Annotated in this window: 16 protein-coding genes; all 16 read right to left on the bottom strand. The window is 52.2% G+C overall.

The genetic code is table 11. The features are described 5' to 3' along the window. Positions 1–148: 148 nt before the first annotated feature. The 16 genes from MGLY_RS11025 to MGLY_RS10950 all read right to left on the bottom strand — a co-directional run bounded on the left by MGLY_RS11025 (position 149) and on the right by MGLY_RS10950 (position 17,402). Positions 149–2,095 carry a motility associated factor glycosyltransferase family protein gene (locus MGLY_RS11025; protein WP_170291037.1) on the bottom strand — a complete coding sequence of 649 codons (1,947 nt, stop codon included), beginning with the start codon at positions 2,093–2,095 and terminating at the stop codon, positions 149–151. Beyond that, complete coding sequence (locus MGLY_RS11020; RefSeq protein ID WP_156273823.1) at positions 2,047–2,646, bottom strand: DUF8042 domain-containing protein; 600 nt, start codon at positions 2,644–2,646, stop codon at positions 2,047–2,049. The genes MGLY_RS11025 and MGLY_RS11020 overlap by 49 nt, the downstream gene beginning before the upstream one ends. Positions 2,647–2,718: 72 nt before the next feature. Continuing rightward, the gene (locus tag MGLY_RS11015; protein WP_156273821.1) at positions 2,719–3,837 is read right to left on the bottom strand and encodes a flagellin N-terminal helical domain-containing protein; all 1,119 of its coding nucleotides are present in this window, start codon (positions 3,835–3,837) and stop codon (positions 2,719–2,721) included. A 407-nt stretch (positions 3,838–4,244) separates the two neighbouring features. After that, complete coding sequence (locus MGLY_RS11010) at positions 4,245–4,955, bottom strand: acylneuraminate cytidylyltransferase family protein (protein ID WP_156273819.1); 711 nt, start codon at positions 4,953–4,955, stop codon at positions 4,245–4,247. Between the two features lie 214 nt (positions 4,956–5,169). Continuing rightward, positions 5,170–6,234, bottom strand: coding sequence for a nucleotidyltransferase family protein (locus MGLY_RS11005; RefSeq protein WP_156273817.1), 1,065 nt, complete (start codon positions 6,232–6,234; stop codon positions 5,170–5,172). A gap of 18 nt (positions 6,235–6,252) precedes the next feature. Next, positions 6,253–7,266: an N-acetylneuraminate synthase gene (gene neuB / locus MGLY_RS11000; RefSeq protein WP_156273815.1), complete on the bottom strand. Its 1,014-nt coding sequence runs from the start codon at positions 7,264–7,266 to the stop codon at positions 6,253–6,255. After that, entirely contained in the window at positions 7,256–8,446 is a 1,191-nt protein-coding gene (gene neuC / locus MGLY_RS10995; RefSeq protein ID WP_246187487.1) for a UDP-N-acetylglucosamine 2-epimerase, read from the bottom strand. The genes neuB and neuC overlap by 11 nt, the downstream gene beginning before the upstream one ends. A 32-nt stretch (positions 8,447–8,478) precedes the next feature. Next, on the bottom strand, positions 8,479–9,123 hold the full coding sequence (locus MGLY_RS10990) for an acetyltransferase (protein ID WP_156273811.1): 645 nt from the start codon (positions 9,121–9,123) through the stop codon (positions 8,479–8,481). Positions 9,124–9,128: 5 nt separating this feature from the next. Next, positions 9,129–10,238 carry a LegC family aminotransferase gene (locus MGLY_RS10985; protein WP_156276373.1) on the bottom strand — a complete coding sequence of 370 codons (1,110 nt, stop codon included), beginning with the start codon at positions 10,236–10,238 and terminating at the stop codon, positions 9,129–9,131. Positions 10,239–10,253: 15 nt separating this feature from the next. Continuing rightward, on the bottom strand, positions 10,254–11,225 hold the full coding sequence (locus MGLY_RS10980) for an NAD-dependent 4,6-dehydratase LegB (protein ID WP_156273809.1): 972 nt from the start codon (positions 11,223–11,225) through the stop codon (positions 10,254–10,256). A 263-nt stretch (positions 11,226–11,488) separates the two neighbouring features. Continuing rightward, positions 11,489–11,800, bottom strand: a complete 312-nt coding sequence (locus tag MGLY_RS10975) for a type II toxin-antitoxin system RelE/ParE family toxin (protein ID WP_156273807.1) — start codon at positions 11,798–11,800, stop codon at positions 11,489–11,491. After that, positions 11,787–12,059 carry a type II toxin-antitoxin system prevent-host-death family antitoxin gene (locus MGLY_RS10970; protein WP_156273805.1) on the bottom strand — a complete coding sequence of 91 codons (273 nt, stop codon included), beginning with the start codon at positions 12,057–12,059 and terminating at the stop codon, positions 11,787–11,789. The genes MGLY_RS10975 and MGLY_RS10970 overlap by 14 nt, the downstream gene beginning before the upstream one ends. Before the next feature lie 99 nt (positions 12,060–12,158). After that, positions 12,159–12,389 (bottom strand): carbon storage regulator CsrA, encoded by a 231-nt coding sequence (csrA, locus tag MGLY_RS10965; protein WP_156273803.1) that lies wholly within the window; start codon positions 12,387–12,389, stop codon positions 12,159–12,161. 148 nt (positions 12,390–12,537) lie between these two features. Then, positions 12,538–12,963 carry a flagellar assembly protein FliW gene (fliW, locus tag MGLY_RS10960; protein ID WP_156273801.1) on the bottom strand — a complete coding sequence of 142 codons (426 nt, stop codon included), beginning with the start codon at positions 12,961–12,963 and terminating at the stop codon, positions 12,538–12,540. Positions 12,964–13,063: 100 nt separating this feature from the next. Beyond that, a complete protein-coding gene (locus tag MGLY_RS10955; RefSeq protein WP_156273799.1) occupies positions 13,064–14,764 on the bottom strand; it encodes an S-layer homology domain-containing protein in 1,701 nt (566 codons plus the stop codon). Positions 14,765–14,870: 106 nt separating this feature from the next. Beyond that, positions 14,871–17,402 (bottom strand): S-layer homology domain-containing protein, encoded by a 2,532-nt coding sequence (locus MGLY_RS10950; protein ID WP_156273797.1) that lies wholly within the window; start codon positions 17,400–17,402, stop codon positions 14,871–14,873.

Raw genomic sequence — 17,402 nt, 5'->3', positions numbered from 1 at the left:
CCGCGGAAATCGCTCTGATTAAACCTTATACCGATATGATTCCCTCTAAAGCAGAGAGGTTGGATATGACCCGGCGGCTCTTAGCCAAGGACGCGGAACTGCGCCGGCGTTTTGGAGCAAACTGCCAGAATACTATCGCCGATTTTGCTTAGGCCGGCCCCCGCGCCTTAACATTTGCCATCCCTTTTTCCCGTTCCTCAAGTTCTGCCGCTATCTCTTTTAACAAAGCCCCGGTATAGCCGGCATAGCGCTCGACCTCGGTGAAGAATGTTAAATATAAGGAAGCAAGCTTTTCCCCTTTGGCGGGCAAATCCCTTTCTTCGTTTAGCCTTTCGCTAAGAACCCGGTTGATGGCATCGATGCGGGCTGCCAGGCCCTGGATAATAAATAGGCGGTAAAAAATATTTTGCGTTATGCGGCGGTCCAGGCTCGCAAATTTTCTCCTGGCCCTTTCATAGTTGGCTGGTTTTACCGTTCTCTTCTGGCATTTTTCCAGCAAACTCCGGGCTACCTTTATCCCCTCTTCAAAACAGGACCCCAGTTCTTCGCGGGAGGCACCGAGTTCATCCAGCGCCTCTTGTAACCGACGCATTTGCTCAGGACCGGGCGGTAAGTAACCGGCAACCCTTTCCGCGATTATTTTCTCCGGAGCAAACTCCTTCTCAAGATAACGCTCGGCAGCCTCCCGGAGGGGCATAACTTCTGTCCCCCGGATGCGGGCGCCACCTTCGGTAGCATCAATCACCAGGCGTTTCCCCTCTAAAGCCCGCAAATACTGCTCGAACCAGACCAGCATAGAATAAAAGGCTGTAGTGGTAGGTACCTTGCCGCCATAAATATCTTCTACCCAGATATACTTGCCTTTTTCAGGATCGATACTCTGCTGGTGCCTGGCGCCGTCGGCATGGGTTTTATTATTGGTAAAGGCCAGGTCCTGCCCTACAAGGATAATAGGATTGGCTCCCAGTTTCACCGCCAGGTCGAGGCAAACGTTGGCTACCGAAGGCCCGCTGATGAGGATGCCTTTTTTGTCGCCTATTTTCTCGTCAAACCACTCAATAAAAGGGGATACATTCAGTTCGCAGCTTAAAAGCGGTCCCCAGTACTCCTGGATAATGCGGGGGAAGATGACCGGCGCGTAAACCAGGGGAATCCCGCTCCCATCAAAACCGGCAAAGTGCTGGTAATTGGCTTCTCCCGGGTCAAAAGAAACCAGGAGGTGGGGCTTAATACCGTTTTTCTCCAGAACCCTGATGGCAGACCCGGCTGCCAGGATCAGGGCTTTTTCCTTAAGTGTAGGTAAGAGGTGGATATTTTTTTCCAGCGATGGCCCGGCAGCAACGATTATCGCCGGCCTGCCGTTAAAAGCATCAAAAAGGCAGTTCACTCCCGGTGCGTTTACATAGGAGAAAAAATTACGGCGATAGTTCAGCAGCCACTGGTACATAAAGTTTTCCGTTGTGGCCCAGTTGACCCGGCGCTGTCGTAGCCTGTCGGTGACCTCCTGGCATACATGGTGCCAGTATTCTTTATAAATCTTCTGGTAAGCCGGCAGGGCTTCTAAAGATATCTTTTTCCCGGCGTTTTCCGCCAGGATGGCGGCTAGTTGGGCTGCCGCATCCCCCGGGTCAGGTACAACTAAGAGGTAGAACTGGCCACTTTTAAGAAGGCTGCTCATATCCCGGGTGGCAAAAGCGAGCTTGACAGCCTCCAGCTGCGGTTCCAGCACCAGAATAGTTTTCCGGGGATACAGCTGTCGCAATGCCTCCAGGTGATAGCCCAGGCCAAGGCCCAGGATGACCAGCATCTCAGCATCGGCGTTAATACTCCCGGCCCAGGTTTCACCCTCCCGTTTCGGATCATAGCGGCTATGCAGGGCGAATTCCTGGTCCGGGGTAATAACTATCACCGTGGGTTCCCCGCTGCGGGACAGAATGACTTGCCAATTATCAGGTAAACTTGCCTTTTCCAGGTCGCGAAACAGCTCCGGGCTATACCTTTGTAACAGGCGGGCGTTTTTGCGATAAATCAGGCTGGCTGCTGGATTCACCGGCGCTCCCCCTCGCTGCTCAATGAGGTTAAAAATGCCAGGCAATCATCTATCAATGGTGCCAGCCGGTACTCCAGGGCATCAGCCAGCCCTACCACATCCTCCTGCTCCCAGGCAGCCGCCATTTCCTTTACGGACTGCCGCAATTCTTCCGCCAGGAAAGAAACTTCCTTCTTTTTAGGCTCAGCTAAAGGACGGTGCTGCATTACGCCGGCAAGCAAAGAGTTCAACCAGTCCAGACCTTCCAGGAATCGCGCCCAGGAATCGCCGCTGATATTTTGCCCTTGAATTAACTTGGCGGCTTTCTGCAGTATATCTTCGTGCAAAGATGGAAGAAAAGTAAGGGCAGTGCTTATCGCCTCGTTTACCAGGGTAGAGGGGGTAAGGGTTGTAATCTTAATAACTTCCGGCGGCGGGTATACACGCCCCCGGAGGAAAGCCTCCAGATCGGCTACGTCCTGGCCGTCCACCAGGATATGGGCCACAACGCGGCCCCCTTCATTAGCCTGGCGGGTAAGAAGGGCCACTTCTTGTAACACTTCTTCTATGGTCGCTTCTGTCAGGGTTATTTCCGCATCATCAAATATTAATCGCATCTTTCCCCCGGCTTTCAAAGAAAGCCGGCCTTTCAGGCCGGCTTTCTTTAATTATAAAATTTCGCTTCACGGTTACCGCAGCAGTTGCAGCACGGTCTGCGGCTGGGCGTTGGCCTGGGCCAGCATAGCCGTACCGGCCTGGCTCAAGATCTGATTCCTGGTAAAGGCCATCATTTCCTGGGCCATATCCAGGTCGCGGATACGCGACTCGGCCGCCGTCAGGTTTTCCGCCGCCGTGCCCAGGTTGGCAATTGTATGCTCCAGGCGGTTTTGATAGGCACCCAGTTTGGCACGCTCGGCTGATACCATTTCGATAGCGTTATTTATGGTTGTAATAGCGTTATTGGCGTCTGTTGCCGTAATGACACTGATACCCTTGTCCTTGCCAACCACATAGATCTTGGCAGCAGTTCCTGAGGTAAATCCTTCTGCTCTGAAACCGCCTGATACCTTTATAGTAAGGCCAATGTTTCCACCAGAAACCCTAATGTAACTCGCATTGCTAGCACCGCTCGCAGTAGCTATAGAACTGCCCGCTTCATTCTTTAACGTTAATAATATTTTATTACTTGCCCCAGAGCTAACTTCAATGGTATACATCCCATCTTGTGCACCAGAAGCAATAGTTAAGTTCGAACCTTTTGCTGGAGAAATTTCAACGTAGGCACCTACGGCCTTCTCATTATTTGTCTTAAGGTCACTAGACGTCATCCCGTTGATTTCAAGGGTAATACTTTGCCCTTGATTGGCTCCAATCTGGAATGTACCATTAAAACTACCGCCCAACAGGTTCTTGGTATTGAATTCAGTCGTATTGGCAATACGTGTCAATTCTTCTGATAGCTGGTTTATTTCCTTCTGGATCTCCCAGCGGTCCGTAGTAGTATTGGTATCATTGGCCGCCTGCACTGCCAGTTCCCGCATACGCTGTAAAATACTGTGGGTTTCATTTAGTGCCCCTTCGGCTGTCTGAATTAGTGAGATGCCGTCCTGGGCATTGCGAATTGCTTGATTGAGACCTCTGATCTGGCCGCGCATTTTCTCGCTGATGGCCAATCCGGCGGCATCGTCGGCAGCCCGGTTAATCCGTAAGCCCGAAGAAAGTTTCTCCATGGACTTGGTCAGGGCGTTATTGGTAACCGTTAGGTTCCGGTAGGCATTGAGGGCCGAAATATTCTGGTTGATACGCATGTACATTCATCCTCCTTGACTTTAATTTTGGCATCCCTGCCATTTTAAGTTAGTTTAGCAACAGATACAGTAAAACTATGAGTACTATGAGTTATTATAAGCGTTCACTCTTTCTGGTGGCATCACCTCCTGCAATACATTTACAAATTATATGCTCGCATCTTTAGTTATCGTCATTTATCGAAAAACATTTAGCCCAATCAGTTTTATTATACACCTCCATCAAATATGCTCATCCCTTTATAATAACCTCACTTAATTCGTTAGCATAGTAAATATTCCGGTTAGTGTGTAATAAACTCATAATTACAAACCTGATAGGATGCATATAGGAATTGCCTGCCCCTGCGGAGGTTATCTGCGTTTTAACCCGTGGTGAGGAACAAGGCAAACGGCAATCCTTGGCATTATATACCATTTCTTTGTATTTTTATTAATGTCTCTGCCACAACAAAGTCAACCGATTCGTCAATATCCACCGACCGCTCTTTGGGCATAATATAGGCATAAGTGCCCGGACCATAAAAGGAGCTTTCCTTTTTACAAAACTCCCATTCGCCCAGATATATCGCCCCGTTTAACCGATAAAAAACTGGCAGTTCCTGCCGGTTCAAATTCAAAGCTTCAGTCCGGAGGAAGTTTTCCATGTTTAAATCCTCAGGAAGGGTATTGCTCCACCAGGGGTGATGATCAACTTCGCATACGGAAACAACTGCCCTGGCTTTGCGTTCCAGCATTAACCGGCAGGCTCCCAGGATGTCGTCCACACTACGTAACGGGCTGGTTGGCTGCAAGACCATTACCCAATCATAAAGGCGCCCGTGTTCTTCACACCAGGCCATGGCGTGGGCCAGGACGTCGATTCCGCAGGCCGTATCGTTGGCCAGTTCCGGCGGGCGCATGAACGGCACTTCCGCCCCGGCTTCCCTGGCTATCCTGGCGATCTCTTCGCCGTCAGTCGAGACCAGCAGGCAGTCGAAAATGCCGCTGGCCCTAGCGGCCTCGATGGTGTGGACAATCAGAGGCTTCCCTGCCAGGGGCCTGATGTTTTTCCCAGGCACGCCTTTCGAACCGGCCCGAGCGGGGATAAAACCGAGGATGGTTTTGCCTTGATACACCGATATTTTCTCCTTTCCACCTGCAAATATGGGCTGCCCCTACGACCGCCAACCCGCCTGACCCGTTCGGCCGGGATATTTCATGCCGCGGATTGGAACTGCCAATGTGACCGCCAACCCGGAGCCCACCGCACAACCCGCCGCAATATACCGCAGGGCAAGACTATCAATGCGCCTGTTATCTTTGCCTCCCAAGAAACCATCGGCAGTTGTCTTATATCAGCCCGTCAAAGGCCCGCAGGGTCTGGCGGTACTCGTCCCACTGGCCGATATCGAACCAGCGACCATGGTGGGGGTATACCCCCACCCGCAGGCCTTTATCTTTGGTGGCCATAATTAAATCCGTCATATGTATGAAAGAACTATTATCAAGGCCCTCTAAAATCTCGGGTTCCAGCACATACAGGCCGGTGTTGACCAGAAAATGAAAACTGGGCTTCTCTTCTATCTGGTGAAATTCCCCGGCCTCGGTACGCAAAACGCCGTATGGAATGGTAAAATCCCGCAGGGCTCCCACTATAGTCAAGGCATTCCCTTTCTCTTGATGGTAACGCAGCAATTCCCCGTAATTCATCTCAATAATAACGTCGCAGTTGGTCACCAGAAAGGTTCCCTGAAGCTGCTGCCGCAGGAGCCCCAGGGCGCCGGCGGTCCCCAGGGGTTCTTCTTCCTGGACAAAATTTACTTTGTACGGCCGGCCGTTGCTATCGTTAAAATATAACTTTACTACTTCAGCTTTATAGCCCACTGAAAGAATAAACTGCGAAAATCCCTGGTCATAAAATCTATCCATTAAAACTTCTACTATCGGCTTATCGCCAAGGGGGATCATCGGTTTGGGTAAAATCTTGGTAAAGGGGTCCAGCCGGGTACCCTTGCCGCCGGCCATAATGACCACCGGTTCCGGCCTCGCCTCCACCTTACCCCCGAATAAATCTATCCATAGGAGCAGATCCACTACCTGGTGTTCGTTATTTACCAGGGGAATATGACGAATATTATGGCTCAACATCAACCTTCGCGCCGCATCTAAAGGCACACCGGCCAGCAGAACCCTGGGCCGCGCCTGCATGACCTGCTCTACGGGGATGTCCAGGCTTTCGCCCCGCAGCAGCGCCCGGCGAATGTCGCCGTCAGTGATGATGCCGAGGAGATGCCTTTCTGTATCTCCTACTAAAAGTACCTGCAGGCCGGCCCTGTCCATCCGCGGCAGGGCTAGCTTCAGGCTCTCCCCGGGCAGGGCCCAGATATCCTTCAGTTTATCATCATGCCAGCCCATGGTTAACCCCTTATCCTTTTAAATCATATCCCAGCTTAAAATACTCCCGGCGGCAATATCCCGGCGGGCCTGCCGGCCCACCACTACGTCCCAGAAATTCGGCGGGATGCCTGTCCCCGGCCTTTTGGCGGTCAGGCAGGATTCCGTGATTATTTCCCCGGCGGCTATGTCCCTTGCTGCCACCAGGCTGCGCCTGGCCGCCGGCATGACGGCCAGTTCGCCCGGCGCGGGCCGTTTGATGCCGTCCCCCAGGCTTTTTTCTACCTGGCGGATGGCCGCGACCATTTCTTTAAATTCTCCCGGTTCCAGGGAGGCGCGGTGGTCCGGGCCGGGGAAGGTACGATCTAAGGTTAAATGCTTCTCAATCACTTCTGCCCCCAAGGCCACTGCCGCTATGGGTATGGCAATTCCTATGGTGTGATCTGAATAACCCACCGGCAAAGCAAAGGCCTGCCTCATGGTAAGCATGGCCCTTAAATTTACCTCCTCCGGCAGGGCCGGGTAATTGGTGGTGCAATGCAAGAGGGTAATATCTGTTGCCCCGGCTTCCCGTAAAACCCTCAATGCTCCCTCTACTTCACCCAGGGTCGCCATGCCGGTAGAAAGGATAACCGGCCGCTTTTTCCCGGCGATGCGACGCAAGAAGGGATAGTTGGTTATTTCACCCGAAGGGATTTTAAAATAAGGCACTCCCAGTGCGGCCAGAAAATCAATGCTTTCCTGGTCGAAGGGAGAAGAAAGAAATATAATTCCCTTATGCCGGCAATAAGCATAAAGCTCCCGAAATTGGGCGTAGCTCAATTCCAGCCGTTTAATCATCTCCAGCTGGCTTTCGTCTTTTTCAGGCATGTTATCTTTTTGATATTGGGCCCGCTCGGCGCCGGGTGTAACTACGTCTTCAGCTTTGAAAGTCTGAAACTTTACGGCATCTGCCCCTGATTGTACTGCCGCATCTACTAATTTCTTAGCCAACTGCAAATCGCCATTATGGTTGACGCCCGCTTCGGCAATGATGAAAACCCTATTGAACATGATAATTCCTCTCTTCTTCAGGAAGAGGAAACTCAAGATGTTTTTCTAATAGCTTACGATCCAGTGGAATGGTTCGTAATACTTTAACAATACGCCCGCTCACATCCCCATCACCGTATGGGTCATAGGGATTGGTTATATTTGATAAGCCGCGGCGAAACTCCTGATCTTTTAATGCTTTATTGAGGCTGGCTACTATTGATTCTTTATCTCCGGCTACATCAATAACACTCGCAGCCTTAATCCTCCCTTTCTGCCTATCACCGATATTAACAGTAGGGACATGAAAACTAGGCGCTTCAATTATGCCGCTAGAAGAATTCCCCACTACCGCGGCAGCCAGGCGCATCATACCCAGATAACCACGGGACCCTAAACTGGGATATAATTTTACGTTAGATTTACCGGCCGCATATTCTTTCCAGGCTTCGATAACGCTTAAATATCCCACTTCTGTCCCCGGATAAGTGATTACCTGCTGGTATTCGGGAAATTCCTTTAATGCTGCTATAAGTTCCTTAATTTGTTTAACTGGTTCTTGAGTATTTGTTAAAGTTTCAGGGTGATAAGTAATTAGTAATGTGGGTAAAGCAGGGTTTATATCAAATTTGTCATATATTTCCTCAGGTGACATGAAGTCTGTTCGCCTTATATTTTCAACTCCAGGAGCACCTACGATAAAAATACGCCATGCTTCTTCACCCATTTGCCTGATGCGCCAGCCATATTCCCAGGTTGAAACAAAATGGAGATGGGCCATTTTCGTTAAAGCATGGCGGACCTGTTCATCCAGCACTCCGAAAGTCGTTTCTCCCCCTCCGATATGAGCAATGGGGATACGATAAAGAAGGGCGCATGTCGCAGGGGCAAATAATTCGTAGCGATCACCTAGGAGTAATAATAAATCTGGTTTTTGTCTTGCGACAATTTCAGCAAATTTACTTGTCGCCAGGGCAATTGCTTTGGCAATATCGACAGGGGTGTCTCCCAGACAGGTATTAATGATGGTGTCCTTCACTTCAAAACCATCATTTATTATTTCTTCGATAGTGTGGCCTTTTATTTCACTCAAATGATCCCCGCCGGCAACAAGTATGGGCTCGCAGTGGGGGCTTGCAGCGAGCCGGCGGATAACGGGTTTCAGCAGACCGTACTCCGCCCTCGTCGCGGTAAAGACCATTATTTTTCTCATAGTATCGCTCCATAAAATGATTAATTTGCACCTCTTATAATCCGGGCAGGATTACCCACAACTGTTGCTCCCGGCGGCACGTCTTTAGTCACTACTGCACCGGCACCAATAAAAGCTCCCGCCCCGACATTAACGCCCTGGATAATACATGCCCCGGCCCCTATGAAGGCTTCTTCTCCTACTATCACATTACCGCATAAGATTGCCCCGGGTCCTATCTGGGCCGAATGCCCAATCTTACAGTCATGCTCCACAATAGCTCCTGTATTGATAATAACATTTTCATTAACGGTTACTCCCGGGTTAATTATCGAACCCGCCATGATAACCGTCCCACCGCCAATTGAAGCCCCACGAGCTACTATTGCCAGGGGGTGGCATAACGTTGGCAAATCGAAACCGAGGTTCAAGCACCTGCTATATAGCTTTCGACGCAAGTTATTATTAAAGCCGCCCACGCCAATAGCCGCTTTAGTTATACCTTCTTTGATCAATCCCGGTAACACGTCATCGTTCCCCAGATAAGTCAAGCCGTAGCCGGCAATGACACATTTTTCCTGCAAATCTGTGAAGCCTACAATACAATAGGCACCACTTAATTCAATAATATCAACAATCACCAGGGCATGTCCCCCGCCGCCAATGAGGATTATAGGTAGAGGCATAAATTTCACCTGGGAAATAAATTGGCACAGACAGCCATAATATCATCTTTCTCGAGAAAACTGGCACTCGGCAAGTTTATTCCCTTAGCATATAAATTTACTGCCACAGGACAGGGAGGGAAAGAGTAGTGACTATAACATGGTTGCAAAGGAATAGGTTTAAAAAGAGGGCGAAATTGAATGCCACGGCCACTTAACCTGGCCATTAAGGCTTCCCTGCTTTCACCATACTTTTCTGCATTAATCAATATAGAAAATAACCACCAGTTACTCTCTGTACCAGGGAGTTCCTCTTGCCAGTCAACTCCGGGGATACCTTGCAATTCCCGGCGATAAATCGCTGCATTGCGTCTTTTAGTCGCCAAAAATTCCGGCAGGCGTTCCAGCTGGGCCAGGCCCAGGGCCGCCTGGAGGTTGGTCAACCGGTAATTGAAGCCTATTTCCTTATGCTCATACTCGGTTTCCCCCGGTTCCCGGCCCTGGTTGACCAGGATTCTGGCCCTGCGGGCCAGTTCCGGGTCCTCTGTTACCAGCATCCCCCCGCCGCCGGTAGTGATAATTTTATTGCCGTTGAAGCTAAAAACGCCTACCTGGCCAAAGGTACCTGCTTTCTTTCCTTTATAGGTTGAGCCCAAGGCTTCGGTTGCATCTTCGATGATATACAACCCATACTCCCGGGCCAATCCCAGGATGGCGTCCATATCGGCCGGGTTGCCGTAAAGGTGGACCGGTATTATCGCCCGTGTACGCTTGGTAATGGCTTTTTCTATCGCGGCGGGATCAATGTTCCACGTCCGGGGATCAACGTCGACCACTACCGGCCTGGCGCCGACGTATACGACCGGATTCACCGTGGCAATGAAGGTAAGGGCAGGCACAATAACTTCGTCCCCGGGCCCGATTCCCAATAATTTCAGGGCCAGGTGCAGGCCGGCCGTGCCGTTGACAACGGCCACGGCATGGTTGATACCCAAATAAGCGGCAAATCGCTGCTCAAACTCCCTTACCAGGGGGCCTGCCGAAGAGACATAGCCGCTTTCTAAAGCTTTTAAGATATATTCCTTCTCTAATTCACCGATATCGGGCCAGTCCAGCGGTATCTTAATTTCCTGCATCAATAAGGCGCCGCCTTATACGTTATATTGCCCGGCTTTATATAAAGCCAGGCGATTTTTAAACCAATCGATTGTTATTGCCAATCCTTCGCTTAAGGAGAATTTTGGTTGCCATACTGCCAGCCGGTTCGCTTTGCGGTTATCACAGCATAAACGCTCTACTTCGCTCGCTTCAGGGCGGTAACGTTCCGCCTCCACCCGGACTTTCACCTTTGTCCCAATCAATTGTCCTATCAGCTCAACCAGCTCGCCGATGCTTATTTCTCGGCCGCTCCCGATGTTAACTACTTCGCCTACCGTCCGTGGTGAAAAACCTGCTGTAATAAAGCCGTTCACTGTGTCTTCAACGAAGTTAAAGTCCCTCGTCGGTGCCAAATTGCCCAGCCGGATCTCCTCCTGGCCACTTAATAGCTGGGTGATAATCGTAGGGATAACGGCCCGGGCTGACTGGCGTGGCCCGTAGGTGTTAAAGGGCCGGATTATAGTTACCGGTAAATCAAAAGACCGGTAAAAACTCAGGGCCAGCTGGTCGGCGCCAATCTTACTGGCAGCATAGGGTGATTGGGCCTGGAGGGGGTGATTTTCATCAATAGGTACATACCGGGCCGTTCCATAAACTTCCGAGGTAGAAGTATGAACGACCCTTCTCAGGCCTTCTTCCCTCGCTGCCTGGCAAATATTGTAAGTACCTTCAACATTCGTCTTTATATAAGCAACTGGCGTGATATAAGAATAGGGAATCCCTATTAAGGCCGCCAGGTGGAATACTACTTCTATTCCCCGTAATGAAGCTCTGACGCTGTCATAATCACGGATATCACCGGCAAAGACTTCAATATCGTCTTTGACTTCACTCTCCTCCAACCACCCCCATGTATTGCGGGAATTATAATGGACAAAGGCCCGTACCTTATGTCCCTCTTTGACAAGTCTTTCAGTAAGGTGCGAACCGATAAAACCGCCGGCGCCGGTTACTAAAATGTGCAACAGAATATACCTTCCTTCGATCCATATTAAGGTATTTTGAGTGCCTTATAAATTATCTCTTCTCTTCTAACTACCTTTCCCTGATATTTAATCGACATTTTACGGCAGGGCTGGAGGGGTTAAAGTAAGATTTTCTTGTGGAGCAAAGCTTAGGGAACTGGCCAAAATTGGAACCAAATATCCCTTATGTGTCAAGTTTATTACGCGCCTAATTTCTACTTTTGACATAGCACCCATAACACACCTGAGGCCAGGATAGTATTTCAATCATCCTGCAAAAGAAAAGCATAACGCCGGCGGCCATGAATAACCCTGCGTATTTCCACCATGTTTTCCTTAACTACATAAAAAACCAGGTAATTATCTACAATTAATACCCGGTAACCTAGTTTCTTTAAGCGTTCATCCCGGGGCCTGCATCCCATAAGGGGAAAATCGGCAAGATGGCTTATTTTCTTGTCAAATAATTGCAGGATACGTTCAGCAGCCTGAGGACGTTCCCGCCTGATATAGTCAAAAATGTCTAATAAATCTTCCTGGGCCTGGGCGAGATAGACTATTTTATGCTTGGCCATTAATTTTCTCCCGTAGTTTGTTCATCATTTGTTCGTGAGTAATTCCTTGCATACCTGCAGCCGCAGTAGCTTCTGCCTCAGCAAGCTTCCGGTATAAATCTAACAAAGCCTCTCGCCTTTCGTAGTGAGCCAGGCTCATCACTACCAGGTCCCCCTCCCCGTTACGGGTGATGAAAACTGGCTCATCTTCAGTATGACATATTTCAGCTATTTCATGAAACTTATTACGCAAATCAGAAATAGGCCTTATTGTAGGCACCTCGCTTGCCTCCCCTTTACTTTGTGAAGCCATTATATCATGATAATGATAGATATTCAATTACTCTGTAAAACTCATTTTACAAGGCCCATTGCGGGCTTAAAAATCAGGCGTTTTCTTAGGCAGGCTCACGACAGGTACTGCTGGAGTCCTGGCCGCCGCTTTATTCTCGTCCCGGACGGCAGCCAGGAGTTCCTGGCGGACGACGGGAATATCCGGCGGGGCGTCTATCCCTAAGCGGATTTTATCTTCCTCGATGCTGATAACCGTGATTTTTATCTTGTTACCGATGACGATGGTTTCGTTCACCCGCCGGGTTAAGACAAGCACTGCTTACCGCTCCTTTTTCAAGGCGTCATGCCGGGGCGATTACCCTGCCCTCTCCTTAAAGACCAGGATCATTCGTTGATAGCGCCGTACCGGCCCGGCCTTGGCACCTTCTATTGTTTCACACTACTGCAGTCTACCCGGTAGTAAATCACCGGAACAGGGGGTGCCGGGTGGTATATTTGGTGCCCTCCATGACAAACTGCCGGCCCAGGCGGGTGACCCTGTTGATGACCATGGGGCCCACCAGGTTGGCCGTGGCCCGGCGGACGTCGCCGTTAGGGACGGTCACTACGGCCAGGACCAGGACGTCGCCAGCATTTTTAATCTCCATCTCTCTTTGCAGGCTGTCGGGGATATCAACCTCGTAACCCGGGAAAAAGAGAAAGGGGTCGACCAGCAGGAAAGCCACTTCCGGGTCGTTAACGGCCTGGAGCCAAGTGAAGGCCGGGTTTCCCGGGATAGGGTAAAAGAAAAACTCCCGCAGGTTTTCAAAGGCCGGGATGCCGTCAGGGAAGGTTAAAATTTCTGCCGGATCGATCTCTACTGTCCCAAAGCGCGATGTTTGTACCTGCATAGCGATCCTACCTTTCACAGGATAACATAAGTTAAGCGCATATTACAACAAAGATGATCAGAACCAAGGCCAGTATTCAATGAAATCGCCTTGCCGGGCACTAGTTAAAATTCAACACCCGCTCCCGGTAATCGGCGGTCATTTCCTCCTGGAGATAGTGGATAAAGCGGTTGAGAAGTACTGCCGCTTCTGCCCGGGTAAGGGTTTCGTTGGGCTTCAGGAAGCCGTACTCGTCACCCTGGATCAGGCCGATTTTATTGGCCACGTAGACGGCAGTTCGTGCCCAGGCAGGTATATCCCAATCATCCTGGAAGGGGGTCCGCACATAGCCGGCCGGCGCCAGGCCTTCCAGGCCCAGGGCCCGCACCAGGATAACCAGGACCTCGGCCCTGGTCAGGGGTTCGGTAGGGCCAAAAAGACCCGGCCCCGTACCGGTCATTACTCCCGCTTCATAGACGGCTTGGTAATACTTATAAGCCGGGTCAGTCGTGCCCACATCGGCAAAGAGGGGTTTTTCCTGGGGCAGGGCGGGCTGGCCCGGCCTGTTATAGGTCAGGGGCGACTGGCCGGACCAGACCGGCTGGCCGTAGGGTTGCCCGGCCTGGCCGGGAAAGTTAGGCCGGGCAAACGGGGACCCTATCTGCCCGGGCAGGCCGGCCTGGCCGGGAAAGCCGCGGCTGGTGGAAGGCAGCCCCCCGGTACCCGGGAGCGGGGACCACCCTGATTGTCCGGCCGGCAGGGGCAGGTCCAGCACGGCTACCAGAGCCCGGGCAAACTGGCCGCGGAAGAAGGGCAGCGCCGGCCGGAAATAATCTCCTTCTTCCCCCAAGGCGCCTAAACCGTAGAGCTGGCGGATATCCGCTTCGGCCCAGTGGCCGCGGATGTCGGCCAGGTACGCTACCCGCAACCACTTTTTGCCGGGAAGGCTCTTTAATTCATAACTACCCTCTTTTTTCAGCCACCGGCTGCTGGCCAGCAGGCCATTCTCCAGGTCGGGAAAATTGCCCCGGTAATGCAGGGTTTCGGTGGTCCGGGTATTCTCGACGTAGCCCCCCGGAAAGCTGATGGCCAAAGGTTCATTGGCCTGGTATTCCAGGTAGCGGGAGCGGTGGTAAGAAAGGTCCTGGTGGAAGCTGCTGCTCCATGTAGTGGAAATAAAGGTTTCTTTATCTATTGCCACCTTGCCGCTAAAAAACACCGTACCTTCTTCCTGGCTGGTCTCGGTACTGCCCCAGGCATGCCGGTAGCCGACCGTATGCCCCCAGGTTTCCACAGTTATCTTAGCCAGGTCGTTATTAACGCTATAAACTTTACGGGCCGTCCAGTTGCCGCTTTGATAAACAACCGCCGGCTGGTGGTCCAGGAGTTCCGAACGTGAGAATTGAAAATCCTGAAGGGCGTACCTGTCCTGTCCTATCGTGATGGTCTCGCTAAAGCGTTCCAGCCTGGTTGTATTTACTTCCTGGCGTCCATTTTTTTCTATTTCCGTTATAAAGCTAAAACTCCGGTTCAGCTTGATGGCCTTTTCCTTGTTTTCCAGGGTAAAGGTAACCCTGCTCGTAGTTTTGCCATCCCTGGCCGGGCCGGTCGTTTCCTGGACCGTGCCCTGCAAGAGGACCGGCTCGCCGGTAAGGTAGAGGACTTCGGCATATTCTTTTTCGCCCTTGATACCGCCCTGGTAGCGGTAAAAGTCGGCGGCAGCGGCCGGGAGGGCTTGAACTAAATATATGGTTAAGAATATACCCCAAAAGGTGAGCCAGTAAAATTTGCCCCCTAGCCTGTTTTGAACCACTCCAACCACCTCTACCTTCCTACCAAAATAACTTTGTCACAGGCTGGCATTGTCTAGCTCGCACCAACTCCTCGGGGAGCGGCCAGCCATGAACTTAAGGCAAGGTTGTTAGCCCCTAATCTATAACCACTACCACCAGGGCCTGCTTCTGGTCGTGGATGAGATAGGCGTTATCACCAGGGGCCAGGTCTTCCAGGGCGGCCATTGCCCTCCCCTTCATTACCAGAGCCTTCCCGGCCTCAACCTCCAGGGGATAGTTCCGGTTCTGCCAGTTGCGGTAGCCCGGGCTCCAGTCCCGGACGGCCGCTATCGTTAAATGACCGCTATCCTGGTCGATTTCCTGCAGCCGTCCCAGGCTGGTCATGGTGGGACCAATTGTACTCGGGGGGAGCAGCAAGAGACCATGGGCCTCCTCACCCCGTACCAGGGTATAGGCCTGGTAGCCATTATACTCACCGGTAAAGCGGCCGGAGGTAAACTCATCCCGGCTTAAAGGCCCGTTGCGGCCCATAATTACCGGTTCCCAGGCCAGCCGGAACTCCATGGTATAATCGTCTGTTTCCTGCCAGTCGTAGGGCCGGTCTGCCTCGCCACCCAGCGCTTCCACGTCTTCCAGCGCGAAGCTTTCTTTAGCTACGGATTCTATCCGCCCGCGGTAGAGTTGCCAGGAGGAGGGTAAAATATCTTCCGTGAAGACCAGTACTGCCCGGCGACCGCCGGGGACCGGCTCCACTACCGTAAAGAGGTAATCGCCGGGCTCCAGGTCGGCAGCCTCAACCTGCCGGCCGTTTTTAATGATTATACTCTCCTGGTTAAAGGTAACAGGGTCCCTTGCACTGGCCAGCCGTATTTCCCTGCCCCCCAGGGAGAGAAAATCCAGGTAGCCCTCATATAACCTTGTAGAGTTATCCAGCTTTACGGCCTTAACTCCAACCTCACCTTGAGGACCACCTGCCAGGACTACAATCACTTCACCTGCATAAGGGCCATAAGGTGCCAACAGGTCACGGGAAGCACCGGCCAGGGAAGCTGCCGCCTCCCGGGTCAGGTTCACGGCGCGAAGGGGGTCCCCAGGTAGCCAGCTGCCATAGTAAAACTCCCTGGTATCCCGGAGGACAAGCTTATTATCAAAAGAATTTATCCGGTCCAGCTTTCCTTTTAATATCCTGCCCAGGCGGCCGGTACTGTTCCCCACCTGGATTCCAAGGGCGTGCCCGGCGGCATCAACCTGGACTTTGACCGGGTCACCGGTCTTCAAGTCGCCGGGCATTATCGCGCGCCCGGACCGGGTAATGGCTGTGGCCGCGGTTATTTTGACCGTTTCTTCGTTCCCGGCCGCACTAACTATTACTATCGCATCAGTCCCTGACTCCCGCAGATAACCGGTAACAACCCTGGTGTCGCCCGGGCTGTAAGCCGGCGTACCTGTTCCATCCAGGGGGACTATCCGGGTAACGGTACCATCCTGGACCGCAAGGTTGACTACCTGCCCCGGCAGGGGCAGGCCGCCGCTATCTCCCCCGCTTCCTGCCGCCAGGTGGGGGCTGAGGCCATAGCGATACTGCCGGCCCTGGTCGTCCACCAGCAGCAACTCTTTATCACCGGCTGCCAGGACCATGCCATTTAAGTATTGCTGCCCGGCAGTACTTTCAGCCAGGAGGACGTTTTCCCCCTGGAGGATCAGCCGGACTGCCTCGCCCCCAGTCAACTCTTGACCCAGGGTTAAGCGGCCGTCTTTATAAAGGAGGAAATCAGCCAGGGTATTCCCGCCGGCATCTTTTTTAATTTCCAGGTTGATGATGGGACCGGCAAAGGTAGCTACCCGTAGGGTTATAAGCAGTTCCCTGTTACCCAACCAAGTTTCTGTCCGTTCCATAACCTGGCCTTCGACCCACCGGGCACCCCTACGTCCGGCCAGATCGTTATCTACCCGGTCCAGGAGGGCCGCCATTTCCGCCCTGGTCATGGCCCGCTGTGGTGCAAAGGTACCTGCTGCCACTCCACTCATTAACCCCCGCTGTAAGACGGCTTCAACCCACGGCGCCAGCTGGCTATCTACTTCATTTCCATCAGTAAAACCGGCCAGGTAGGGATACAACCCTCCGGCTATGGGGGTAAGACCTAGAGCCCGTCCTACCCAGGCCGCCACCTCCTGGCGCCGGGCCGGCAACTGCCAGTCTGCTGCGGCAAAAGCCTTTTCCTGGTCCGTTAACAGGCCCCGGGCTGCGGCCAGGGCCAGGGGGGAATTAGGTGAACCTCCTGCCGGCGAAGTGGTTATCCCTTCCCAGCCCGCCGCCCGCGCCAGGAGGCTCAAAGCTTCTTCCCGGGTTACCGGCGCATCAGGAGCAAACAAACCCCCATCGCGGCCGTGGATAATCCCCTGGGCCGCCAGGCGCAGGACAGGTAAAAAGGACCAGTGGCCGCGGGTATCGGTAAAGCGCACTGCCGCCAGCCGCTCTTCCGGAAAGGGCAAGCCCCGGAAGGTCTGGCCGGTAACCAGTTCCGCCATCATACCCGGCCCCTGTCCCGCTAAACCCATCCCTGGAAATCCCGGGTTAGTTAACCCCTGAGCAGCGGCCACCGGGATGAATGAACCTGCCAGCATGAACAAACAAAGAATGGCAACAAAGTATCTATAACCTGACAT

Source organism: Moorella glycerini (assembly GCF_009735625.1).
Lineage (GTDB): Bacteria > Bacillota > DSM-521 > Neomoorellales > Neomoorellaceae > Neomoorella > Neomoorella glycerini.
Note: the sequence above shows the minus strand (reverse complement) of the source record. Positions and strands in the feature narration are given on the sequence as shown.